Below are 22,986 nucleotides of genomic sequence, written 5' to 3'. Positions count from 1 at the left end.
CCTACGCAAACCTGGTCCTCCTCAAAAATCCAGACTCACGCCGACACTGACCCCTTGCTGGGTCAGTGCGTCGTTCTTGCGCCAGTTGTAGCCGGCGCGCAGGCTCAGGTCGCGGGTCAGTTGCTGGCCCAGGCCGAGGCTGGCGCGGTTGAGGCTACGTTGCGGGGCATAGCCTTGCAGATCAAAGTCGATGGACGACAGGCTGTTGAGCGACAGGCGCAATTGTTGTGGGTCGGTCTCGAATTCGCGTTCATGGGCAAATTCGCCAAACACTTGAGTGGCGGGCGCGATCTGCCATTTACCGAGAATGCCGGCGCCGAGCCGGCGTGAGGTGCGTTCCTGATCATCGAAGCCCAGTGCGGTCGACGCCTGGCCGCGCTCGCGGTAGCCATCGACGGTGACCCTGGCATAGTCGGCGCTGATGAACGGCGACAGGTGCCACGGACGATTGCTGCCGGCCAGGTCATAACCAACGCGCGCACTGAAGGCCCACAGATGGCCGTCGGTATCACCTTTTTCCTGACCTTTGCTGGCGCCCAGCGCGAACTGGCGTTCGGCCCTGTCGTAATCCAGTTGCCCGGCCGATGCCGTCAGGTCGCCCCACACGTGGCTGGCCTGATACTGCACGAACGCGCTGGCGATGTAGCTATTGAGCCGGTAATGCGAGTCTTGCTGGCCGGCATCCAGGCTCTGCCGATAGGCGCCGGCGACCAGGCCGGTGCGCCAGTGTTCGGCAAGGCGGTAGCTGCCGCCCACGGTCAGGTTGTAGCCACGCCCGTCAGCCTTGGCGCCGCTGCTCTGGGCGTCGATGTCGACGTGCTGGCCGCCGGCATTGAGGATGCTGCGCCATTGCCCGACGGCCTGCCAGGCCCCGAGGTCGGCGAGCCATTGACTGCGCAACTCGTCTTGCTGGGCGCGCAGGGTGGTGTGGGCCATTTCCGGCAGCAGGGTCAGTTCCCATGGCGCGGCCAGGATCGAGTAGGCGTAATCGGCCAGTAAAAGCTGGGCAGCGGTGGTCGGGTGTACGCGGTCGTTGAAGAACAACCGATCAGGGTTGGGCGTTGTACCGTTGATCCCGTAGACCGGATTTGCCAGGCAACTGTCGCCGCTGAAACAGGTGCCGGTCAGGTTGGTGTTTGTGGCAAAGCCGAAGCGTGCCGGGTCGCTCAGGGCCTCGTTGATCAGCAGCGGGATATTCAACGGAATGATTTCGGCATCGATCTGCGCCAGGCGCTCGACCAGTTGAGTATTGAACGCCGCGCTGAGACCGGAGACGCTCGATTGCAGCGGGCTGCCATTGAAAGCGGGCGTATTGCCGATATCGGGCAGCAACCACACCACGATATACCGCGCCCCGGCCTGTTGCAGCGCCTGCGCGCTGTCGGCCAGGCGCCCGGCGGCCAGTCGTGCATCGCCAGCACTCAATACCCGCCCTTGCAGAAAATCATTGCCGCCACCGGACAGGTAGTACAGCGCATTCGGATCGGCGCGCAGGCCGTTGCCGGGCAAATAGCCGAGGCGGCTGCGCAGCACGATGTCGGAGTCGGGCAGGGTCACCCGCGATTGCGAGGTGATCGAATCGAGGATCTGATCGGTGCGGTAGCCGCCCACCGCCCAGTTGTTGCCATCCGCCTGGCCCAGGGCGGCATTGACCGGCGAGGTCGACGCCGCCAGGTCGGCCGGCGACACGCCGAGCGATTGGCCCAGCAGCGAGGATGACGTCAGGCCGGTGAGTTCGCCACTGCCCGGCTGGTAAGTGGGGCCGGTGCGGTTGGTGAAGCGCAAGGTCGCGCCGTTCGGGCCGCCGGCGTCGGGAAACTGACCGGCGTCGAGCAAGCTGTCGCCAAACACAAACAGCGTCGAATAAGGCGCAGCTACGGCGGCCGGTGCTACGCAGAACAAGGACAGCAGACAAGCGGCCAGCGGTGTACGCAGGGCGTTGAAGGGCATGGCTGGGGAGGTTGGCATGGGAGGCACTCTTGTTATTTGATTCTGACCTTAGCAAGCCTCTTGCAGAGCGCCAGTTGTTGGCTTGTTTCCCTTACAGTGCGGCGCAATTGCCAAGCACTGTAATGCCTGCGTGTATCACTTCTGTGCTGATGCGTTTTATCTGTCGGCTTCTGATCGGATATTGCGTCGGTTTTATCGTTTAGAATCATTGCGCCGTTTGACCCGGTACGCTAATGTCCCGAAACGTTCAGATGAGACTCCTTCCGTGACAACTGTCAGCAAACTCTTGATGCGCGTTATCAAGGCTCACGCCCGTTGGCGTTGGCGCGCCTGACTCTTTCTCCTGCCGGCCCTGCCGGTGTCGTAACGATGTGCCCCGCAAACCTCTGCCCTGTCCCCACCGGATGCCGTTCGTGCCCGGCAGCGGGAGAAGCGTGAGTGTTCAGATTGCGAGGGGACTAATTTCAAAGTCAGCGATTCAAGAGGTGAGCCCATGCTGCTGATGATCGATAACTGTGATTAACGTCCGTTGATGTCGCTGATCGTCCGATATTTCCTCGCGCTCCCTTATTCATTGGTGCTATATGCCGTCGCCGTCCGGGGTTAACCGGCGACATCTACTGAAAATGCGGGTATTTTTGCGGGTATCAATAGCCGAGTCCCCGCATACCCTCATGCCACTTACCGACATCAAAGTTCGCCAAGCCGGACAGTTCATCAATCAAATTGACCGATAGCGCTGGGCTTTATCTAGAGGTTACGCCGAGCGGTTCAAAGCTTTGGCGGTACAGGTTTCGGCTTGATGGCAAAGAGAGCACCTATGCAATCGGCGCCTACCCAGACGTCACGCTGGCAGATGCCCGCACTGAACGGGATATTGCCAAGGCTCGCGTTAAGGCTGGTCGCAACCCCTCGCACGTTCGTCAAACCGAGAAAGCGCAGCAACTAACCGAGAACAGGAACACGTTCAAGGCTGTTGCCGACGAATGGATCAGGGCCCGCCTGGCAAAACGCAAAGAGACATACCGCAAACAGATCCGTCATGCGTTCGAGAACGACGTATACCCCCGGATCGGCCGGTTCCCAATGAGGGAGATTACTGCGGCGCAGGTGTTGGACATCATCACGCAGATGGACAAGCGGGGCGCTACGACCTTGGCGCTGATGGTCAGGCAGTGGATCTCTGCTGTGTTTCAATATGGGGTTGTCACGCTGAGGGCTGATGCGGACCCTGCCTCTGCAGTAAAAGGTGCGGTCTCGCGTAAGGTTATCAACCATAGCCGGCCCATGAGCCTTGCTGATCTTGGCCAATACTTTAAGGCGGTCGCTGCATACTGTGGGCACAGGGGGACGGTTATTGCTCTTTATCTTTTGCCTCTTCTGTTTGTGCGTACGGTTGAGCTGCGTCTGGCTGAGTGGTCGGAGTTCGATCTAGACCAAGCGCTGTGGACGGTGCCGTCCGAACGTATGAAAATGGGCCGCATGCACTTGGTGCTTCTGCCAACTCGTGCCATCGAGCTCTTGCGTGAGTTGCGAGAGATCACTGCTGGAAAGCTGCTGTTCCCTGGTATGCACCCAGGGCAGCCTATCAGTGTGACTACGTTGAACCGTGCTTTGGAGTACATGGATCTCAAGGGGTGGCACTGCCATGACTTCCGTGCGACCGCCTCTACTCACATGTATGAGTCGGAGCTATGGCGTTTAGAAGTTATCGAGATGCAGTTGGCTCACAAGGATCCGGATCGGACGAAAAGTGCGTACAATCATGCGAAGTATCTGGCTGAACGAAAGCGTCTAATGGATTGGTGGGCTGCCGTGCTTGAAAAAACCGTACAGCATTGATAGATAACGCGCTGGGGTTATAAGCCGCTTACGCCGATATGGGGTCATACCAGTTTGAACATTAAATCTGATTGGGTACTCGGGGTTATTATGACGTGTTATAGTTGCGAAAAACCTGAGACAAGTTTGGAGCATGTTCCGCCGCAATGTTTCTTTATAAAGGGGCGGCGGGGTGGTCTTATTACTGTGCCTTCTTGTGAGGAACATAATCAAGCCAAATCAAAAGATGATGAGTATGTCCGTTTAGTTTTGCTTTCATCGCACTTGCTGGAAAATAACGACACCCTTGAGCCTCTCTTTGATGTTCATCTTCGTTCATTGAAGCGTGCTGCCGATAAAGTTGTAGGGCAGCTTAAGACGGACGAAGATTTTCAGAATTTTTTTTCAATTGAGGATAAGTGGCGTGATGACCCAGCTTTTGGTGTGAAGACTTTTTCTGATCTTGATCAATCTGGAGTGGGTACCGGTTTGCTCGGGCTTATTTCATATAACTATCAGGACGAGGTTGTGGTTGATAGTGTTGGAGTTGAGCAACAGGTGATTTCCTATGAGTTTGATCAAGAGAGATTCTTTCGATTCTTCAAATCCGTGGCTAAAGGACTTTTTTACCACGAGATGCAGTGGTCTTGGCTAGGTGAAGTTATGCTCGTGCCGCATGATTTCATCAGCGAGCGGGCTACGGATTACGAAAAAAAAGTAAGTTCTGAGTTTCTTGGCTATATCAAAAAAGAAAAAGCTGAGGGAGAACATCCTGGCATTTTTTATTACAATTTTTTTAAAGATGTGGGGCCTGAGGGCGAAGATCAAACGCATATTGTGAACTTTTGCTTTTATGAAACTTTCAAGTTTACTGCGGTGTTTAATGGGTCAGATTTTCTAGCGCCCTCAATGGCCTGCTCTGAGGATGTTTGATATAAGCCAAAAGCGGTGCGAGTGCTGGTGATTTGCTCATATAGCTGTCATGCAGTTATTGTTCGAGATGATTTAAGTGGGTGGGCGATTTCATCACTCGAAATACCCGGGTGGGCGTAGACTCTGATTCGCTTTTAGTCATCTCTACGCCGCCCCAGAGAACTATTTTCAGGCGGCCTCTCGGGCAGCCTTTTTCTGCGCAACCCAGCTTTGGATTTCTGCCTGAGACCAACGAGAAGAGCGTCCCAGCTTGATCGGTACCGGGAAGGTTTTTTCTTTTATCCGATCATACACGGTCGGTCTGCCCATGCCTGTCTGCTGTAAGCGCTCCATAAACCCCACCGACCTTAAATGGATGGCGCGCTCAGCTAGACGATGCGGGTGGGCAGTTCCACGGTAGCAAAGCTTCGAAATCTTCAACCGATGTCGCTGTCGGCAGGCGTGGCGCAGCCACGCATAAGGCTCTTGGCCGTTGGCTTTGGCAGTTTCGACCAAGCTGTAAAGTTGAGCACTGGCCGTCGCGCCCTTGGGCGTGTCGCTAAACAGCCAATTCTTTCTTCCGATCACGAAGGGGCGGATCGCGCGTTCAGCGGCGTTCTTGTCGAGCGGCAGGTAGCCTTCCTCGACGTATCGCTCCAGCTTGCTCCAGTTACTGGCGAGGTAACTGATGGCTTTGCCCAGGGCGTTCTGAGCAGTGACCTGTGGCTGCGTCTTTTCGATCCAGCTTTTCAACTGAACCAGTATCGGCAGGCTTTGTTCGTGACGACCGATCTTACGTTCAGCGTCGCCGCAAGCCTTTAGGTCGCGCTCGATGCCGTAAAGCTTGTTGATCAGATTCAGCGCGATATCCGCGCGCCCCGTTTTACCTTTGGGCTGCACTTTCTGTGCTTCAACGAACTTGCGACGCGCATGGGCCCAGCATCCCAAACGCTCAACTCCTGCTTGGGCGCCCAGTGCGTTGTAACCGGCATAATCATCGGTCATGACCTAACCGCGATAGCCATCGAGCAGGCGCGTAGGCACCTCCTGCGCTCGGCTGGTGGAGTAGTCAAAAAGGATCACCGGCTTATCCGGCGGGCCGCCGGTTTGCACCCACATCCATGACTGGCTGCCTGGCTCGCGGTCAGGCTCTTTCAACACCTGCACCCGCGTTTCATCGCAATGGATGACCCGGCTGGCCAATAGGCTGTCGCGCATTAAATTCAGCAGCGGCTGGAAATGTTCGCCGCACTGGATAACCCAGCGTGCCAAGGTCTGGCGAGGGATATCGATGCTGTGGCGGGCCAGTACTTTTTCAAAGCGGTGAAGCGGCAAACCGTCCACATATTGAGTGGTCAGCAGCATCGCCAGAACGCTTGGGCTGGCCATGCTTTTTTCAATCACCTGAGCCGGCTTGTCCGCAGTGACCGGTGCAGTCTCGCAGTCGCGGCAACCGTAGACTTTACGAACGTGTTTGATCACCCGTATCTGCATCGGGACGATTTCAAGTTGCTCGCTGATTTCCTCGCCAATGGCGTGTTTGCGGCAACCGCAGGTACAAGTCAGCTCATGCTCGGGCAGTTCGTGGATGACTTCGATGCGCGGTAGATCGGCAGGCAATGGGTTACGCTTGCCACGGCGCTTTGCGGGTGCGACGACCTCTTCTTCAGGGGGCTCGCACGCCAACTCGACCTCGTGCTCCGCTTCATTGAACAACGCCATTTGAGGCGTTGCCGGATCGACGGCCTGCTCTGATTTTTGACCGAACAGGCGCTGCCTTAGTAGTGCAACTTGCTCTTCGAGCACGCCCATCCTGGACTGCATCTTCGCAAGCATCTGCTTGAGCAATTCAGGATCATCAGGAAGGTTGTCGGGCACGAAATTCATGCCCGGGATTATACCGAATCAGGCCACGAATCGCGGCGTCAAAACCTGATGGGGACGGTTACGCCAAAGGTCAAAGCCGTCGAGCATCCAATTGAGCTCCTGGGCAGTCAGGACAATTGCTTCGTCGGACACATCGGGCGATGTTTCGAAACGATCAGACTCCAGGCGCTTGAGCCAAAGGCAGAAGCCGTTGCGCTCCCAGTACAAGATCTTCACGCGGTTACGTGGCTTGTTGAGGAAGACGAAAAGCACGGGGTCGAACACCGCGACCTTGATGTCCAACTCGACCAAGGCTGCCAGACCGTCGATGGATTTTCGGAAGTCGACGGGCTTGGGGTACAGATACACTTTTTCGACTTTTGCATCGGGACGCATCATGGTTGGCGGGCTCCAGAAAGAAATCGGGAGCACAGCATCCGGGATCAAGCAGCGGCTTTGAATGTGGGGTTCATGGAGCGCTTACAATTGATCAGCTCTGGACTGTGAAATGCAATTGAGGACATCTGCACTTCAAACCTGGACCGTGGCCATTGAGGACCAAAGCTCGCTTTTGCTTAATCCTGAGGCGAGGCACCGTTACATGATCTCTCTGGTGACGCAGGCAAAAAGGCAAGGTATGGGGGCTGATCAGATCAGCTTCATGCTGGAGGTGACAGACGCGGCGCTGCTCTGGGCCAGAGAGGAGCTTGTGGGACGATAGTGGTGACGATCAGCCAGGCTACGGAAAACCTGGCCGACCGGATCAGACTACTGATCATGTCGCCTAGGGGATACCGGAATGGTGTTGCAAGGCATGAGATATGATTCGGCCTATTGACACATGATCGACAGCAGGCTGCGTCTGTGTATCATAACCGCGCTCAGCTTATTGTGTTAGCAATGCCACATTGCAACTCACCTATTTTTACGCGCTCAGCCTCGCTGAATAGGCCCTTCAAGTCTAATTCGGCATCAGTTGCAATTTTATTCTTTATGCGTAATTGCTTCTGCTTGAGATTGTCATCGACAGTCTCAAGGGTAATAGCTTCGCGTATCAAAAGCTTTGATCTTTCAACACTGTCCGGGTTGTCTTTTTCTAGAAGATATAGATAACATGCTTTGTTAAAAAGCGTGATAGGAGTTGTTTGCCCTGATTGGATTTGCTCATTAACAATGTCCAGAGCTTCACGAATCCGGCCAAGACGCTTTAAAATATACCCCTTAAAAACTCTTGCTTTGTCATACTCGGCGGAGGTCTTATCCTCGCTGTAAACCGCAATGGCCTCATTGATGCATTTCAGGGCTTCTTCAAGAAGATTTTTTGAGCCTGTTTTTTCAGCTGACTCAGTATTGGTAACAGCTTTAAGATACTGAATCTCTGCGCGTAACCTATTGTTTTGGATGAGAATATTGTTATCTTGCTCCTTGCGCTCTTCAGATTCCTTCTTAATTTCTTGTTGAAGGACCTTTTCCGCTATACCGTCAAGAAGGGCATAGCCTAGGTAAGATGCAATTCCTGAGACTGACACGAGTAACAATGCCTTCTCAATAAATTTTGCTGTCGTACCATCGACGATAGGGAGGACTATTTGCTGATAATCGATATGAATAACCGATGAAAAAAAAGGTACGCACATGAAGGAGGCGGCGGCACCAAAAAGTATATTTTTGATGGGGATTCTATCGTTTTTATCTGCTGTCCTTGACCATTGCGCATAACCACCCAAGAATGAGCCGAAAAGAATCAGCACTATCACGAATAGCAGGTTGAGTATGGCAGGTACTACAACAGCCAAGGGTTGGAAGTAATTAAAAAACGTAAGCCAGGCAGAATTTTCCATTTCTTCTATTTCGTGGTCGTGCTGATTTTTTGACAAAAAAAAGCAGGCACAATGCCTGCTCTTTTACAGATTATTAATACTTAAATGTCAGGACGCTCGTCCTTGCAGACATTTGCTACGTAACCTTTCATGTATTTTCCTCCATAAGAGAGCACTGTGCTTCAAAGGATATTCGCTGTGCTACGTTGACGAGTATCCCTAATACTAGATCACCTTAGGTGCAAAAAATTCCCTGCTAACCGCGCTGATGGGCTAGGGAGCAAGGATCTGAAGCAGCCTACGCGACGCATCTTGAAGCGAATCGCGTGGTGAGTAAAGAAATAATTTGTATCCGCGTAAGAGAATGTGCTCTACCCCTGCCTGGGGTGCGGCTCCCCTGTTGGGCGGGGGCGCACGACCCCGCGCCAAAGAGGGTAGCAGCAGCCTAGGCATGAGTCTCATACCGTTTTGTTATAGGGGAGACCGGTTTGCGATATGAGAACCTGTGGTACAGCCTGATCTCATTTTGAGATCCTAAATCTGATCATGTGCAGCAAGGAGGATCTATCTTAGAATGATATTGCACCGCGTAACCCGGTGAGCTAATGTCCCGAAACATATAGATGAGACTCCCTCCGTGACGACTGTCAGCAAACTCTTGATGCGCGTTATCAAGGCCCACGCCCGTTGGCGTTGGCGCGCCTGACTATCTCCTTTGCCGGCCTTGCCGGCCCGTATCGATATGCCTTCAGACCGCCCCGCGAACAGCGTACAAGCTGGTAGATTTCAGTAAATGAAATAGCGGGTATTTAAGCGAGTATGAAATTTGAAGGTTTACTAGAAAAGTCAGTAAATTCAATGGGTTGCGCTTAAAATGCTGCTGATGATCGATAACTATGACTCTTTTACCTATAACGTCGTGCAGTACCTGGGTGAGCTGGGTGCCGACGTCAAGGTGATCCGCAACGACGAATTGACCATTGCCGAAATCGAAGCGCTCAACCCCGAGCGCATCGTGGTTTCTCCCGGTCCTTGCACGCCCAATGAAGCGGGCGTCTCGCTTGAGGTGATTCGTCACTTCGCCGGCAAGTTGCCGATCCTGGGCGTTTGCCTGGGCCATCAGTCGATCGGCCAGGCCTTCGGCGGCGATGTCGTCCGCGCCCGGCAGGTGATGCATGGCAAGACCAGCCCGGTGGCCCATGAAGACCAGGGCGTATTCGCCGACCTGAACCAGCCCTTGGTGGTCACCCGCTACCACTCGCTGGTGGTCAAGCGCGAAACCCTGCCCGAGTGCCTGGAAGTCACTGCCTGGACCACGCATGCCGATGGCTCGGTGGACGAAATCATGGGCCTGCGCCACAAGACCCTGAACATCGAAGGGGTGCAGTTTCACCCCGAGTCGATCCTGACCGAACAGGGTCATGAGCTGTTCGCCAACTTCCTCAAACAGACCGGCGGCACGCGTCAGGCACAAGGACTTTCTTCATGAGCACCCCGATCACGATCAAAACCGCTCTGGAACGGGTGGTCAATCATCTGGACCTGAGCACCGAAGAGATGAGCCAGGTCATGCGCGAGATCATGACCGGCCAGTGCAGCGAGGCGCAGATCGGCGCGTTCATGATGGGCATGCGCATGAAAAGCGAAAGCATCGACGAGATCGTCGGTGCGGTGTCGGTCATGCGCGAGCTGGCCGGCAAGGTCGAGCTGCAGACGCTGGACCGAGTGGTCGACATCGTCGGCACCGGCGGCGACGGCGCCAATATCTTCAACGTCTCGACGGCTGCATCGCTGGTGATTTCGGCGGCCGGTTGCACAGTGGCCAAGCACGGCAACCGCGCCGTCTCGGGCAAGAGCGGCAGTGCCGACCTGCTTGAGGCGGCGGGTATCTACCTGAACCTGACCCCGGTGCAGGTCGCGCGCTGCATCGACAGCGTCGGCATTGGTTTCATGTTCGCCCAGGTGCATCACGGCGCCATGAAATACGCCGCCGCACCGCGCCGCGATCTGGGTTTGCGTACCCTGTTCAACATGCTTGGCCCGCTGACCAACCCGGCCGGCGTGCGCCATCAGGTGGTGGGCGTGTTCAACCAGGCCCTGTGCCGCCCTCTGGCTGAAGTGTTGCAACGCCTGGGCAGCCAGCATGTGCTGGTGGTGCATTCCCAGGACGGGCTGGACGAATTCAGCCTGGCCGCGCCGACCTATGTCGCCGAGCTGAATAAAGGCGAAATTCGTGAGTACTGGGTGCAGCCTGAAGATCTGGGTATGAAGAGCCAGAGCCTGTATGGCCTGGTGGTCGACAGCCCACAAGCCTCGCTGACACTGATTCGCGACGCGCTGGGCAAGCGCAAGACTGAAAGCGGGCAAAAAGCCGCTGAAATGATCGTGCTTAATGCTGGCGCTGCACTCTATGCTGCTGATTATGCTTACAGCCTTAAAGAAGGTGTCGAGCTGGCGCATGATGCCTTGCACACCGGCCTTGCCCGGGAAAAGCTCGAAGAGCTGGGTGCCTTTACCGCCGTATTCAAGCAGGAGAATGAAGGATGAGCGTGCCAACGGTTCTGGAAAAAATCCTGGCCCGCAAAGCCGAGGAAGTCGCAGCTCGCCGTGCTCTGGTGAGCCTGGCCGAAGTCGAGCGCCAGGCCGCGCTGGCCGATGCGCCGCGTGGTTTCGCCACAGCGCTGCTGGAGCAGGCCAAGCGCAAGCAGCCGGCGGTGATTGCCGAGATCAAGAAGGCGTCGCCCAGCAAAGGCGTGATCCGCGAGGACTTCAATCCGGCCGAGATCGCCGTCAGTTATGCCAGTGGCGGCGCGACTTGCCTGTCGGTGCTAACCGACATCGACTTCTTTCAGGGCGCCGATGCGTATCTGCAACAAGCGCGGGCGGCCTGCAAGCTGCCGGTGATCCGCAAGGACTTCATGATCGACCCGTATCAGGTGATCGAAGCCCGTGCGCTGGGCGCCGACTGCATCTTGCTGATCGTCTCGGCACTCGATGACGTGCGCATGGCCGAACTGGCGGCGACCGCCAAGGGCGTCGGCCTGGATGTGCTGGTCGAGGTCCATGATGGCGATGAGCTGGAACGCGCACTGAAAACCCTCGATACACCGCTGGTAGGGGTCAACAACCGTAACCTGCACACCTTCGAGGTGAGTCTGGAAACCACGCTGGACCTGCTGCCGCGCATCCCGCGCGACCGTTTGGTGATCACCGAAAGCGGCATCCTCAACCGGGCCGATGTCGAGCTGATGGAAATCAACGACGTGTACTCGTTCCTGGTCGGTGAGGCATTCATGCGCGCCGAGCAGCCGGGGGCTGAATTGCAGCGTCTGTTCTTCCCGGAGCGTGGGGCTGCAATCATCAGCGCGCCAGCAATCGATTGAGCTCTTCTGTGATCATCGATATCGGCGTCGAGCAAGGCCTGCAGGCCGAGCAGGACTTGCTGGCGTCGGTAGGTGCGGGCGAGTCCGAGCATGGGCTGTTGTTCTGGCGGCCCAATGAGCAGGCGTTGGTCATGCCACGGCGCATGAACCGGCTTGCCGGTTTCGATCGAGCCTGTGACGTGCTGGCCGACAGCGGCTGGCCGGTGTTGCTGCGCGAAAGCGGTGGCGAACCGGTGCCGCAGTCGCCTGCGACAGTGAACATTGCGCTGGTGTACGCGCAGCCGCGCCATGATGTCGATCGTGACCGGATCGAGACGGCTTATCGGCGCTTATGCCAGCCATTGCTCGATGTGCTGACCTCGCTCGGCGCCCAGGCGTCTCTGGGCGAGGTGGACGGTGCGTTCTGTGACGGTCGCTATAACGTCAACATCGACGGGCGCAAGCTGGTCGGCACCGCGCAACGCTGGCGCCAGGCACGAGCCCTTGAGGGTGGCGCGCGGCCTGTGGTTCTCGCCCATGGTGCATTGCTGCTGGATAACCAGCGCGACGAGATGGTGGCGGCGGTCAATCGTTTCTATGCGTGCTGCGATCTGCCGTCACGTGTGCGAGCCAGCAGCCATATCGCGCTGCATGAAGTGTTCCCGGGCCCCGACGTGCCTGAACGCCTGTTCCAGGCCTATCGGCAATTGCTGGCCGGGCTCTGAGCGACTCGTTTAACGGGTACCGAACACCACCATGGTCTTGCCTTTGACGTGCACCAGGTTCTGCTCTTCCAGCGACTTGAGCACGCGGCCGACCATTTCTCGCGAGCAACCGACGATACGACCGATTTCCTGACGGGTGATCTTGATTTGCATGCCGTCCGGGTGAGTCATGGCGTCAGGCTGTTTGCACAGGTCGAGCAGGGTTCGCGCGACGCGGCCGGTGACATCGAGAAACGCCAGGTCGCCGACCTTGCGTGTAGTGTTACGCAGGCGCTCGGCCATCTGCGTGCTGAGGGTATAAAGAATGTCCGGCTCTTGATGACTAAGTTCGCGGAATTTCTCGTAGGAAATTTCTGCAACTTCACATTCGCCTTTAGTCCGCACCCAGGCGCTGCGCAGCGATTCATGGCCCGGTGGTTCAAATAATCCCAACTCGCCAAAGAAGTCGCCACTGTTGAGGTAGGCGACAATCATTTCCCGGCCGTCGCTGTCCTCGATCGAGATGGTCACAGAACCTTTGATAATGAAGAACAGCGAGTGCGCGGTATCGCCGGCACAGATAATGTTGCCCTTGGCCGGGTAGCGGCGGCGCTGGGCATGGATGAGAAGCTTGTCGATGCTCTTTGTTCTTGAATTGAGGGCGATAGCGAACATGCGTGCATCCCGAAGAGGTCTTGCGCCAAATGGCTTGCTTAAGGTATCGGCAGATAGACAGTTCTCGCCAGTATTTGACGAAACTTTGACGTCATTTAAGAATTTTCCTACAAAACTTCTGAAAACGGCATGTTTAATTCATTGTTCGATAGCGCTGCATCGCGGCTTGCACTGCAATGCCCACACGCCCTAATCTGGCGACCCTTTTTTCAGCAGTGGAGTCTTGGCGATGAAAGCACGCATTCAATGGGCTGGCGAAGCCATGTTCCTCGGCGAGTCGGGTAGCGGTCATGTCGTGGTCATGGACGGCCCGCCCGAGAGCGGTGGTCGTAATCTGGGCGTGCGGCCCATGGAGATGGTGCTGATCGGCCTGGGTGGCTGCAGCAACTACGATGTGGTGAGCATTCTCAAGAAGTCCCGGCAGCCGGTCGAAAGCTGCGAGGCGTTTCTGGAAGCCGAGCGCGCCACCGAAGACCCGAAGGTGTTCACGAGCATTCACCTGCATTTCGTGGTCAAGGGCCGGGGCTTGAAAGAGGCTCAGGTCAAGCGCGCCATCGAGCTGTCGGCCGAGAAGTACTGTTCGGCATCGATCATGCTGGGCAACGCCGGGGTAAAAATCACCCATGACTACGAAATCGTCGAACTGGGCTGAGTGGCAGGTTTGTTTCAAATAGAAAAGGCGCCTTCGACAGGCGCCTTTTTTGTTTGCTTGCCGGTGCTTAAAACCGGTAAGTGGTTTTGGTCATGACCTTGGCCACCAGGCTCATGCCAAACTTGACCGGTGCCGGAAAGCGAAATCCACCGGCATGCAGTGCCGCTTCAGCGTGATGGGCCTCATCGATGCGCATCTGCTCGAGGATCGCCCGGGATTTTTCGTCGGCGGCGGGGATTTGCTCAAGATGTTCGTCCAGGTGCTTGCAGACCTGGTCTTCGGTGGCGGCGACAAAGCCCAGGCTGATCTTGTCGCTGATCAGGCCGGCAGCAGCGCCGATGCCGAACGACAGGCCATAGAACAGCGGGTTGAACACGCTGGTATGGCTGCCGAGCTGGTGAAGACGTTGTTCACACCACACTAGGTGATCGATCTCTTCATCGGCGGCATGTTCCATGGCCTTGCGCACTTCTGGCAGCTTGGCCGTCAGCGACTGACCCTGGTACAGCGCCTGGGCACAGACTTCGCCGGTATGGTTGATGCGCATCAGGCCGGCGATGTGGCGTGTTTCGGTTTCATCCATCGCGTGTTCCGGGCGTACGATCGCCGGCGACGGGCGCTGGGAGTGGCCGCTGGAAGGCAGCAATGTGCGCATTGCGCTATCGGCCTGCAACAACAGCTTGTCGATGACCGAGTAATGACGTTCGGTTGCCATGGGCACCTCCGGTGATATCCATTGGCCCCAGTCTAGTGCAATCGTGCATCTGAGGCTTGCGGTGGATCACCCTGCCGATCCGCTGAGCGGCAGGGTATAGAGCATAAGTCGTTGAAAATGCAGCTCAGCCCGGCGGCCAGTTCAGCTGGCGCTTGCCAAGCACGTGCATATGAATGTGATAGACGGTCTGCCCACCCAGTTCATTACAGTTCATGACCACGCGAAAACCTTCTTCACAGCCTTGCTCCAGCGCCAGGCGCTGGGCAGTGAAGAGGATATGACCGGCCAGTGCCTTGTCTTCTTCGGTCAGGTCGTTGAGGGTCGCGATGGGCTTTTTCGGGATGACCAGGAAATGCACGGGCGCCTGTGGGGCGATGTCGTGGAAGGCCAGAACCTGGTCGTCTTCGTAAATGATGTTCGCCGGGATTTCCCGGTTGATGATCTTGGTGAACAAAGTATCCACAGCCATTTGCTCCTTGAGGTGGGACCGGCAGCAGTGTACTGAACCGTATCCTTTTAGTCAGTGACAGCGCCTTTTGTTGATCAGGCCGCTGATGCGTCGGGTCAGCCAGCGCGAGCCCAGGCGCGGGCTGAAGGATCGCCATTTGTTGCGCCAGCCCGGAATGATCACGGCTCGATTACGGGCCAGGGCGCGTACGGTATGCAGCGCCAGCTCTTCGGGGCTCATCATCTTGCGCTCGTCGATGTTGATCTGCGCGGTGCGCCAGAACGGCGTGCGGGTCGGGCCGGGACACAGCACGGAAACCTTGACGCCGTTTTTGCGGCCTTCTTCACGCAGCGCTTCAGAGAAGTTCAGCACATACGCCTTGCTCGCCGAGTAAGTGCTCATCCACGGGCCTGGCTTGAAGGCGGCAACGGAGGCAATGTTGAGAATCTGCCCGCCGCCTTGCAGGGCCATGAGGTTGCCCACGGTATGACACAGGCGGGTCAGGGCCAGGACATTCAGGTCGATCAGGTCTTGTTCGGCCGCCCATTCCTGGCCCAGAAACGGGCCGCAGGTGCCGATGCCGGCGCTGTTGACCAGCAGGTCGATCTGGTGGGCGCCGTCTTCGAGTTCCAGCAGAAAGCCTGACAGGCGCAACGGTTCGCCCAGGTCACAGGCGCGAAACAGCACTTCTACGCCGAAACGCTGAGTCAGCTCCAGGGCGATGCATTCGAGCGGGTCGCGCTGGCGAGCCACCAGAATCAGGTTGCGACCACGGCGCGCCAAGGCTTCGGCCATGGCCAGGCCGATGCCGCTGGAAGCACCAGTAATCAGGGCGTAGCGGGTCATGCAGGTCTCCATTACAGGCTTCGTTCGCCTTTGAAAAACGTGCCCGGTGCGGGACGGGCATTATCGCTCGCGCCGCTGTCGTCGTCATAAGGCAATGCCTGTTCGTAGAGATCGACTGTGCTTTGCAGTTCTTGGGTCATCGCGGCGATGCCGCTGAATACGGTCAACAGGATAAACAGGATGATGACCACCAGCCACAGGCCAGACAGCACTTTCACCGCGCGCGTATTGGACGGAGGCGGTGCGCCATAGAGGTTGGCCGTGGCATTGCCGGGCATCAGTGCCATCACCAGCGGAAAGAAACTGCCCAGAAACGGCACCAGGTTGAGCAGTAAAAACCAGCCCGACCAACCGATGTCGTGCAGCCGCTGCACGCCGATCTGGATACTCACCACCGCCAGGGCAATCACTGTGACGGTGGTCAGTAGCCCGCCGGCCACGAGTGAAACGCTCATGACGGCGGCGCAAACCAGTCCAGCCAGCAGCGCTGAGCCGATCCAGACCAGAGACCAGGCCAGATAACGCAGGCGGCCGATGCGGCCCTGAATACTGAAAACCTTGAGTTCACTGCGCAATACAGGCGTATCGACCGCAGCCTTGGGTGGTGCGTAAGGCGATGCATCTGGCGGGTCGATGGGGGTGCGATAGGGTGACGGTTCGCTGACTTCTTCAAGGCTCAGGCTGATGGCCGGGTCTGGCTCGACGCGCGCATCGATTCCGGCCTCGTGCAGTGCCTTGAGGTAGCGATCGGCCTCGCTGTGGATCAGCCCGCGCTTGAGAGCAACGGGCTGACCGTTGAACAGGCGGTCGATGGCCGACACCTCGCTCTTGAACAGCTGTGCCAGGTTGCGCTTGGCTGTTTCGAGGCTGACGCCATCGCGCAATTGTCCTTCGAACACAATCTTGAAGTGGGTGTCGGGCATGCAGGGCTTCCTTGTCTGGTCTGGAAAGGTCTAGAACGGCTTGACCACCACGAGAATGACGATGGACAGCAGGATCACTACAGGAATTTCATTGAACCAGCGATAAAAGACGTGGCTGCGACCCTTTTCGCCACGGGCGAAACGCTTGATCTGGGCACCGCAGACATGGTGGTAGCCAATCAGCAGAAACACCAGGGTGAGCTTTGCATGCATCCAGCCTTGAGTGAACCAGGCGGGGTTGAGCCAGGCCAGCCAGCCACCGAACAGCAACGTGGCGATCATCGCCGGGCCCATGATGCCGCGATACAGCTTGCGCTCCATCAGGCTGAAGCGTTCGCGGCTGGTGTTGTCTTCGCTCATGGCGTGATAGACGAACAGGCGCGGCAGATAGAACAGGCCTGCAAACCAGCAGACAAGGGCAACGATGTGCAGCGCTTTGATCCAGAGATAGAGCATATGAAGGTTCCTTCAGGTTCACGGTGGCCGAATAGTAGGGGCCGTGTGCGCATACGTCACGTTGTCGGTTGTCGCATCGGCCTTGCCGCCCTATCATCGTTGGCTTTCCAGTTGTTTCGTTGAGGACAGGTTATGGTCAAGGTCGGTATCGTCGGCGGCACGGGTTACACCGGGGTTGAGCTGCTGCGCTTGTTGGCACAGCATCCGCAGGCGCAGGTAGAGGTCATCACTTCCCGCTCCGAGGCCGGCGTGGCAGTCGCCGACATGTACCCGAACCTGCGCGGTCATTACGACGGCCTGGCGTTCAGCGTGCCGGACATCAACACCCTGGGCGCGTGCGATGTGGTGTTCTTCGCGACCCCGCACGGCGTTGCCCATGCGTTGGCTGGCGAGTTGCTGGCCGCCGGCACCCGCGTCATCGACCTGTCGGCCGATTTCCGTCTGCAGGATTCCGAGGAGTGGGCCAAATGGTACGGCCAGCCGCATGGCGCGCCGGAGTTGCTCAAGGATGCGGTCTACGGTTTGCCTGAAGTCAATCGCGAGCAAATCAGGACTGCTCGCCTGATCGCCGTGCCGGGCTGCTACCCGACCGCCACCCAACTGGGTTTCCTGCCACTGCTGGAAGCCGGCCTTGCCGATAACAGCCGTCTGATCGCCGACTGCAAGTCGGGTGTCAGCGGTGCCGGGCGCGGTCTGAGCGTGGGCTCGTTGTTCTCCGAGGCCACCGAAAGCTTCAAAGCCTACGCGGTCAAGGGCCACCGTCACTTGCCGGAAATCAGCCAGGGGCTGCGCCGTGCAGCCGGTGGCGATGTCGGCCTGACGTTCGTGCCGCACCTGACGCCGATGATCCGTGGCATTCACGCAACCTTGTATGCAACGGTTGTGGATAAGTCCGTTGACCTGCAGGCGCTGTTCGAAAAACGTTATGCCGACGAGCCGTTCGTCGACGTATTGCCGGCCGGCAGCCACCCGGAAACCCGCAGTGTGCGTGGCGCCAACGTCTGCCGTATTGCGGTGCACCGTCCGCAGGGCGGCGATCTGGTGGTGGTGTTGTCAGTGATCGATAACCTGGTCAAGGGCGCTTCGGGCCAGGCCATCCAGAACCTGAACATCATGTTTGGTCTGGACGAGCGTCTGGGCCTGTCACACGCCGGCATGATGCCGTAAGACTTGCGACGACCGGGCCTGATTGAGCCCGGTCACGGCAGTCCCTATAGTTGACCTGTTTTCTCGGACAAGCGGATAATGCCCGTCATTACGCATTACGACGGCTGACGCCGGGAGATATCTGACATGAGCGTTGAATCCTTCACTCCAGTGGCTCTGGAATTCACCCCAGGTGCTGCGCACAAGGTGAAAACCCTGGTCGATGAAGAGGGCAATGATCGTTTGAAGTTGCGTGTCTTCGTGACCGGCGGCGGTTGCTCGGGCTTCCAGTACGGCTTCACCTTCGATGAAGATGTGGCTGACGATGACACCATCGTCGAGCGCGAGGGCGTAAGCCTGGTGGTCGACCCGATGAGCTTCCAGTACCTGGCCGGTGCCGAGGTGGATTATCAGGAAGGTCTGGAGGGTTCGCGCTTCGTGATCAAGAACCCTAACGCCACGACCACTTGCGGTTGCGGTTCGTCATTCTCGATCTGATTGTCTGGCTTTAATGCAAAGCGCCGCGCTGATGCGCGGCGTTTTGCATTGTGGGCTCAGTCGGATCAGGCGGGATAGATGGCGCCCAATACCCTCAAGCCGCGTGCACCGGTTACGGTCGGGCGGTTGGCCGGCACGCCTTCCAAGCAGCAATGCGCCAGCCAGGCAAACGCCATGGCTTCCACCCAGTCAGGGTCGACACCGAATTTTTCGGTGCTGCTGACCCGGGTTTGCGGCAGCAGGGCGGTCAGGCGATTCATCAGCGTCAGGTTGTGGGCGCCGCCGCCGCACACCAGCAGCTCGATCGTGCTCGACTGCGCGGCCTGCAAGGACTGGGTGATGCTCAGTGCGGTCAGCTCCAGCAATGTCGCCTGGACATCCTGCTCGGGAAGGGCCGGGAATGATTGCAGGTGCTGTTTCAACCAGCCCAGGTTGAACACCTCGCGCCCGGTGCTTTTGGGTCCCCGAGCGTTAAAGAACGGATCGCTGAGCAGGGCCTTGAGCAGTGCGTCATTGACTTGGCCGCTCGCTGCCCATTCGCCATCGCGGTCGAACGGCAGATTACGGCATGCCTGAATCCAGGCATCGAGCAGTACGTTGCCCGGGCCGCAGTCGAAGCCGGAAACCGGACGGTCCGATTCGATCAGGCTCAGGTTGGTGAAGCCACCAACATTGAGCACCGCGCGGCGGTCCTTGTTGTCGTCGAACAGGGCTTCGTGGAACGCCGGCACCAGCGGAGCACCCTGGCCGCCGGCAGCGATATCGCGGCGGCGGAAATCGGTGACGACGGTAATTTCAGTCAGTTCGGCCAGCAGTGCCGGGTTGCCGATCTGGATGCTGAAGCCGCGTGCCGGCTCATGGCGAATGGTCTGGCCATGGCTGCCGATGGCGCGCACTTGCCCGGCGACCATGTTCTTCTCGCTCAGCAGGGCAAGGACGCCTTGCGCTACCAGCCGCACCCACTTCTGCTCGGCAATCGCTGCACGGGCCAGTTCATCGTCGCCGCTGGCGCACAGGCCGAGCAACTCGGCCCCGAGGTCTTCCGGCATGGGGATGTAGTGCGTCGCCAGCAGTCTGGGACGCTCATCCTGCTCCAGCAGGGCGATATCGATCCCGTCGAGACTGCTGCCGGACATGACGCCGATATAGAAGAAGGCCATGGATTACCTTTTATTGGAAGCCAGCTTGGTGGCCTTGTCCTGGTCCATGCGAGCCATCAATGGCTGGCTCTGTTGCATGAACCGCTGTTTTTCGGCTTTGGCGATAGGTTCGGCCATTGGCAGCTTCTGACCCAGTGGATCGACGTGTACGCCGTTGACCTGGAATTCATAGTGCAAGTGCGGGCCTGTCGACAATCCGGTCGTACCAATATAGCCGATCACCTGGCCTTGCTTGACGCTGCCGCCGGTTTGCACGCCCTTGGCGAAGCCTTGCATGTGGCCGTAAAGGGTGCGGTAGGTATCGCCATGCTGAATGATCACGGTGTTGCCATAACCGCCGCGGCGTCCGGCCAGCAACACTTTACCGTCGCCGGTGGCCTTGATCGGAGTACCGCGCGGGGCGGCATAGTCGACGCCTTTGTGGGCGCGGATCTTGTTCAGGATCGGGTGCTTGCGGCCCATCGAGAACACCGAACTGATGCGCGCGAAGTCGACTGGCGTGCGGATGAAGGCTTTGCGCATGCTGTTGCCTTCGGCGGTGTAATAGTTGGCGTTACCCGACTTGTTGACGTAGCGCACGGCGGTGTAGGTCTTGCCGCGGTTGGTGAAGCGCGCAGCGAGGATATTGCCGGTGCCGATGGCCTTGCCGTTGGCGACCTTCTGTTCGTAGACCACGTCGAACTCGTCACCCTTGCGCAGATCCTGGGCGAAGTCGATGTCGTAGCCGAAGATTTCGGCCATTTCCATGGTCATGCTGTGGGCAAGCCCTGCGCGTTGTGCCGACACCGACAGCGAGCTGTTGATCACGCCATGCACATAGGCATTGCGCATGTCCGGTTTACTCACTTCGCGGTTGAAGGTGTAGCCGCTGTCGCCTTTCGACAGGCTGATGGATTCAAGCTCGCTGAGCTTGCTGTGCAGCTTGCTGAGCTGGCCGTCCTGGGACAATTCGAATTGCAGGATCTGGCCGTTTTGCAGTTTGGTGAACTGCTTGGCCTGTTTGTCACTGTTGATGACTTCGTGCACGGCGGTAGCAGGCAGGCCGACTTTCTCGAACAGGGTCGACAAGGTGTCGCCTTTGGCAACGACCACTTCACGGTGATTCGGGTTTTTGCTCGCGGCCGGTGCGGCGGCTACGGCCTTGGCGGGCTCTTGCTCAGGCTCGGCGGCCGCAGTTTCTTCGCTGCTGTCTTCAGTGGCGTCGATCTGGGCGAACGGCGATGGCGCGTCCGACGGTGTGGCCTGGGCTGAATTTTGAGCGTCTTGATCATTATGAGGATGCTGCTCGGCAGACATTTCCAGATCAAGGTTGAGATTGGTGCGTTTGGCCTCCACTTCACTGGAAGGGAAGACCAGAAGAGCCAGGCTGAGCAGGGCGGCAATGCCGCTTGCGGCCAGCAGATGGCTCTTCGGATAAAGCGGGGGCGCTTTAGGCGGTGTGTCGATCATAGGTAATTTGACTTTGAAAAAGGTGAAATGGAAAAGATGAATGACATGATGAAGATGAAATAACTGTATAAAATATAACCAAAACCAGCGCGAAGCAACCCTGGCCGAGAGACGGTCAGGCGTCACGGCTGTGCGCTGGGCAAAAACTTGTAATTGGGCGCTGATCTTGTATGGTTGGTTCCCTTTGAATCGGGGGTAATATGAAGTCGGTTGAAGAGCAGTTGGCGCTGATCAAGCGCGGCGCAGATGAGCTTCTGGTCGAGGCTGAGCTGGTTGAAAAGCTCAAGCGTGGTCAGCCGCTGCGAATCAAGGCCGGTTTCGATCCTACTGCGCCCGATCTGCACCTGGGTCATACGGTGCTTATTAATAAGCTGCGCCAGTTCCAGGACCTGGGGCACCACGTCATTTTCCTGATTGGCGACTTCACCGGCATGATCGGTGATCCGAGCGGCAAGAGCGCAACGCGCCCGCCGCTGACCCGCGAACAGGTGCTGGCGTATGCCGAGACCTATAAAGAGCAGGTGTTCAAGATTCTGGACCCGGCCAAGACCGAGGTGGCGTTCAACTCCACTTGGATGGACAAGCTCAGCCCTGCGGACTTCATTCGTCTGTCTTCCAACTACACCGTGGCACGAATGCTGGAACGCGACGACTTCGACAAGCGTTACACCAGCAACCAGCCGATCGCTATCCATGAGTTTCTCTACCCGCTGGTGCAGGGCTATGACTCGGTAGCGTTGCGTTCCGATGTAGAGCTGGGCGGTACGGACCAGAAGTTCAACCTGCTGATGGGGCGCGAGCTGCAACGTGCCTATGGCCAGGAAGCACAGTGCATTCTGACCATGCCGTTGCTTGAAGGCCTGGATGGCGTGAAGAAGATGTCCAAGTCTCTGGGCAACTACGTCGGCATTCAAGAGGCGCCGGGTGTCATCTATAACAAGCTGGTGTCGATTCCCGATTCGCTGATGTGGCGCTACTTCGAACTGTTGAGCTTCCGCTCGATGGACGAGATCAATGCGCTGAAGGCTGATTGTGAGGCGGGCGCCAATCCTCGCGATATCAAGATCAAACTGGCTGAAGAAATCGTCGCGCGTTTTCATGGCGAAGAAGCGGCGGCCAATGCGCATCGTTCAGCGGGCAACCGTATGAAAGAAGGCGAGCTGCCTGAAGATCTGCCAGAGATCGAAGTGGCTTCCAATGAAGATCTGCCAGTCGGTGCTGTCCTTAATAAGGCGGGTCTGGTCAAGAACGCAGCCGGTGCGCGGGATCTGCTGGCGGCGGGCAGTGTGCGTATAGATGGTGAGGTGGTCGATCGCGGCTTTATATTCAAGCTGGGCGCGACTCATGTTTGCCAGGCGGGCAAGAAGGCTTTTGCCCGCATTACCTTGCGTAAAGAAGAAAGTTCAAATTAAGTGTTGACGCCCCGTCTCAGCGCTCTATAATGCGCACCATTCCCGCCGCGGAAGAAACTGAAAACTCCTTGAAGATCAACGAGTTAGATGTGAAAACGGCGAGGGAATGGTGCAGGCCTCGGGCCGCAGCGGTGAAAAAGGTAGTTGACAGCAAGTTTGAACGCTGTAGAA

General features: G+C 57.5%; 21 protein-coding genes and 2 pseudogenes. 10 read left to right on the top strand and 13 right to left on the bottom strand.

Annotation, left to right across the window (positions count from 1 at the left end; all coding sequences use genetic code 11):
• Positions 1–21 precede the first annotated feature (21 nt).
• The gene (gene estP / locus ACYAS9_RS18385) at positions 22–1,968 is read right to left on the bottom strand and encodes an esterase EstP (protein WP_463569690.1); all 1,947 of its coding nucleotides are present in this window, start codon (positions 1,966–1,968) and stop codon (positions 22–24) included.
• A 708-nt stretch (positions 1,969–2,676) separates the two neighbouring features.
• Between estP and ACYAS9_RS18380 the strand changes: the two genes are divergently transcribed.
• Both ACYAS9_RS18380 and ACYAS9_RS18375 read left to right on the top strand, forming a co-directional pair.
• A complete protein-coding gene (locus ACYAS9_RS18380; protein ID WP_463569689.1) occupies positions 2,677–3,792 on the top strand; it encodes a tyrosine-type recombinase/integrase in 1,116 nt (371 codons plus the stop codon).
• 54 nt (positions 3,793–3,846) lie between these two features.
• Positions 3,847–4,704, top strand: a complete 858-nt coding sequence (locus ACYAS9_RS18375) for a hypothetical protein (protein ID WP_463569688.1) — start codon at positions 3,847–3,849, stop codon at positions 4,702–4,704.
• A gap of 168 nt (positions 4,705–4,872) precedes the next feature.
• Here the strand turns inward: ACYAS9_RS18375 and ACYAS9_RS18370 are convergent.
• The 4 genes and pseudogenes from ACYAS9_RS18370 to ACYAS9_RS18355 all read right to left on the bottom strand — a co-directional run.
• Positions 4,873–5,034, bottom strand: a pseudogene (locus ACYAS9_RS18370) (helix-turn-helix transcriptional regulator); the annotation flags it as partial.
• Positions 5,035–5,068: 34 nt separating this feature from the next.
• Positions 5,069–6,570 (bottom strand): annotated as a pseudogene (gene tnpC / locus ACYAS9_RS18365) (IS66 family transposase).
• Positions 6,571–6,588: 18 nt separating this feature from the next.
• Entirely contained in the window at positions 6,589–6,948 is a 360-nt protein-coding gene (gene tnpB, locus ACYAS9_RS18360; RefSeq protein ID WP_463569687.1) for an IS66 family insertion sequence element accessory protein TnpB, read from the bottom strand.
• Between the two features lie 482 nt (positions 6,949–7,430).
• Entirely contained in the window at positions 7,431–8,390 is a 960-nt protein-coding gene (locus ACYAS9_RS18355) for a hypothetical protein (RefSeq protein ID WP_463569686.1), read from the bottom strand.
• A gap of 853 nt (positions 8,391–9,243) precedes the next feature.
• On the opposite strand from ACYAS9_RS18355, the gene ACYAS9_RS18350 reads away from it, so the two are divergent.
• From ACYAS9_RS18350 to ACYAS9_RS18335, 4 genes are read left to right on the top strand one after another with little or no spacing between them, the layout of a single operon-like run.
• Positions 9,244–9,858: an aminodeoxychorismate/anthranilate synthase component II gene (locus ACYAS9_RS18350; protein ID WP_459743158.1), complete on the top strand. Its 615-nt coding sequence runs from the start codon at positions 9,244–9,246 to the stop codon at positions 9,856–9,858.
• A gap of 8 nt (positions 9,859–9,866) precedes the next feature.
• Positions 9,867–10,916, top strand: a complete 1,050-nt coding sequence (gene trpD, locus ACYAS9_RS18345) for an anthranilate phosphoribosyltransferase (RefSeq protein WP_463569727.1) — start codon at positions 9,867–9,869, stop codon at positions 10,914–10,916.
• Positions 10,913–11,752: an indole-3-glycerol phosphate synthase TrpC gene (trpC, locus tag ACYAS9_RS18340; protein WP_463569685.1), complete on the top strand. Its 840-nt coding sequence runs from the start codon at positions 10,913–10,915 to the stop codon at positions 11,750–11,752. The genes trpD and trpC overlap by 4 nt, the downstream gene beginning before the upstream one ends.
• Positions 11,753–11,760: 8 nt before the next feature.
• Complete coding sequence (locus ACYAS9_RS18335) at positions 11,761–12,456, top strand: lipoate--protein ligase family protein (protein ID WP_463569684.1); 696 nt, start codon at positions 11,761–11,763, stop codon at positions 12,454–12,456.
• A gap of 9 nt (positions 12,457–12,465) precedes the next feature.
• On the opposite strand, the gene crp is transcribed toward ACYAS9_RS18335, so the two are convergent.
• Positions 12,466–13,110: a cAMP-activated global transcriptional regulator CRP gene (gene crp, locus ACYAS9_RS18330; RefSeq protein WP_463569683.1), complete on the bottom strand. Its 645-nt coding sequence runs from the start codon at positions 13,108–13,110 to the stop codon at positions 12,466–12,468.
• A 229-nt stretch (positions 13,111–13,339) separates the two neighbouring features.
• On the opposite strand from crp, the gene ACYAS9_RS18325 reads away from it, so the two are divergent.
• Positions 13,340–13,762, top strand: a complete 423-nt coding sequence (locus ACYAS9_RS18325; RefSeq protein ID WP_463569682.1) for an OsmC family protein — start codon at positions 13,340–13,342, stop codon at positions 13,760–13,762.
• Positions 13,763–13,829: 67 nt separating this feature from the next.
• Here ACYAS9_RS18325 and coq7 read toward each other — a convergent pair whose 3' ends face one another.
• The 5 genes from coq7 to hemJ form a co-directional block, all read right to left on the bottom strand.
• Positions 13,830–14,477 (bottom strand): 2-polyprenyl-3-methyl-6-methoxy-1,4-benzoquinone monooxygenase, encoded by a 648-nt coding sequence (coq7, locus tag ACYAS9_RS18320; RefSeq protein WP_463569681.1) that lies wholly within the window; start codon positions 14,475–14,477, stop codon positions 13,830–13,832.
• Positions 14,478–14,601: 124 nt separating this feature from the next.
• A complete protein-coding gene (locus tag ACYAS9_RS18315; RefSeq protein WP_459743148.1) occupies positions 14,602–14,940 on the bottom strand; it encodes a histidine triad nucleotide-binding protein in 339 nt (112 codons plus the stop codon).
• Positions 14,941–14,997: 57 nt separating this feature from the next.
• Positions 14,998–15,771 (bottom strand): SDR family NAD(P)-dependent oxidoreductase, encoded by a 774-nt coding sequence (locus ACYAS9_RS18310; protein ID WP_463569680.1) that lies wholly within the window; start codon positions 15,769–15,771, stop codon positions 14,998–15,000.
• Positions 15,772–15,782: 11 nt separating this feature from the next.
• A complete protein-coding gene (locus tag ACYAS9_RS18305) occupies positions 15,783–16,694 on the bottom strand; it encodes a DUF805 domain-containing protein (RefSeq protein WP_463569679.1) in 912 nt (303 codons plus the stop codon).
• A 30-nt stretch (positions 16,695–16,724) separates the two neighbouring features.
• Positions 16,725–17,150, bottom strand: coding sequence for a protoporphyrinogen oxidase HemJ (gene hemJ / locus ACYAS9_RS18300; RefSeq protein ID WP_463569678.1), 426 nt, complete (start codon positions 17,148–17,150; stop codon positions 16,725–16,727).
• A gap of 132 nt (positions 17,151–17,282) precedes the next feature.
• Here hemJ and argC point away from each other — a divergent pair, with 132 nt between their 5' ends.
• Together argC and erpA are read left to right on the top strand one after the other, a co-directional pair.
• Positions 17,283–18,317 carry an N-acetyl-gamma-glutamyl-phosphate reductase gene (gene argC / locus ACYAS9_RS18295; RefSeq protein WP_463569677.1) on the top strand — a complete coding sequence of 345 codons (1,035 nt, stop codon included), beginning with the start codon at positions 17,283–17,285 and terminating at the stop codon, positions 18,315–18,317.
• Positions 18,318–18,443: 126 nt separating this feature from the next.
• The gene (erpA, locus tag ACYAS9_RS18290) at positions 18,444–18,794 is read left to right on the top strand and encodes an iron-sulfur cluster insertion protein ErpA (RefSeq protein WP_045484197.1); all 351 of its coding nucleotides are present in this window, start codon (positions 18,444–18,446) and stop codon (positions 18,792–18,794) included.
• Between the two features lie 65 nt (positions 18,795–18,859).
• On the opposite strand, the gene ACYAS9_RS18285 is transcribed toward erpA, so the two are convergent.
• Together ACYAS9_RS18285 and ACYAS9_RS18280 are read right to left on the bottom strand one after the other, a co-directional pair.
• A complete protein-coding gene (locus ACYAS9_RS18285) occupies positions 18,860–19,954 on the bottom strand; it encodes an anhydro-N-acetylmuramic acid kinase (RefSeq protein WP_463569676.1) in 1,095 nt (364 codons plus the stop codon).
• A gap of 3 nt (positions 19,955–19,957) precedes the next feature.
• On the bottom strand, positions 19,958–21,403 hold the full coding sequence (locus tag ACYAS9_RS18280) for a peptidoglycan DD-metalloendopeptidase family protein (protein WP_463569675.1): 1,446 nt from the start codon (positions 21,401–21,403) through the stop codon (positions 19,958–19,960).
• 200 nt (positions 21,404–21,603) lie between these two features.
• On the opposite strand from ACYAS9_RS18280, the gene tyrS reads away from it, so the two are divergent.
• Positions 21,604–22,815 (top strand): tyrosine--tRNA ligase, encoded by a 1,212-nt coding sequence (gene tyrS / locus ACYAS9_RS18275; protein ID WP_463569674.1) that lies wholly within the window; start codon positions 21,604–21,606, stop codon positions 22,813–22,815.
• Positions 22,816–22,986: the final 171 nt, after the last annotated feature.

The sequence above is a fragment of the Pseudomonas sp. HP_08 genome, assembly GCF_055284095.1.
Note: the sequence above shows the minus strand (reverse complement) of the source record. Positions and strands in the feature narration are given on the sequence as shown.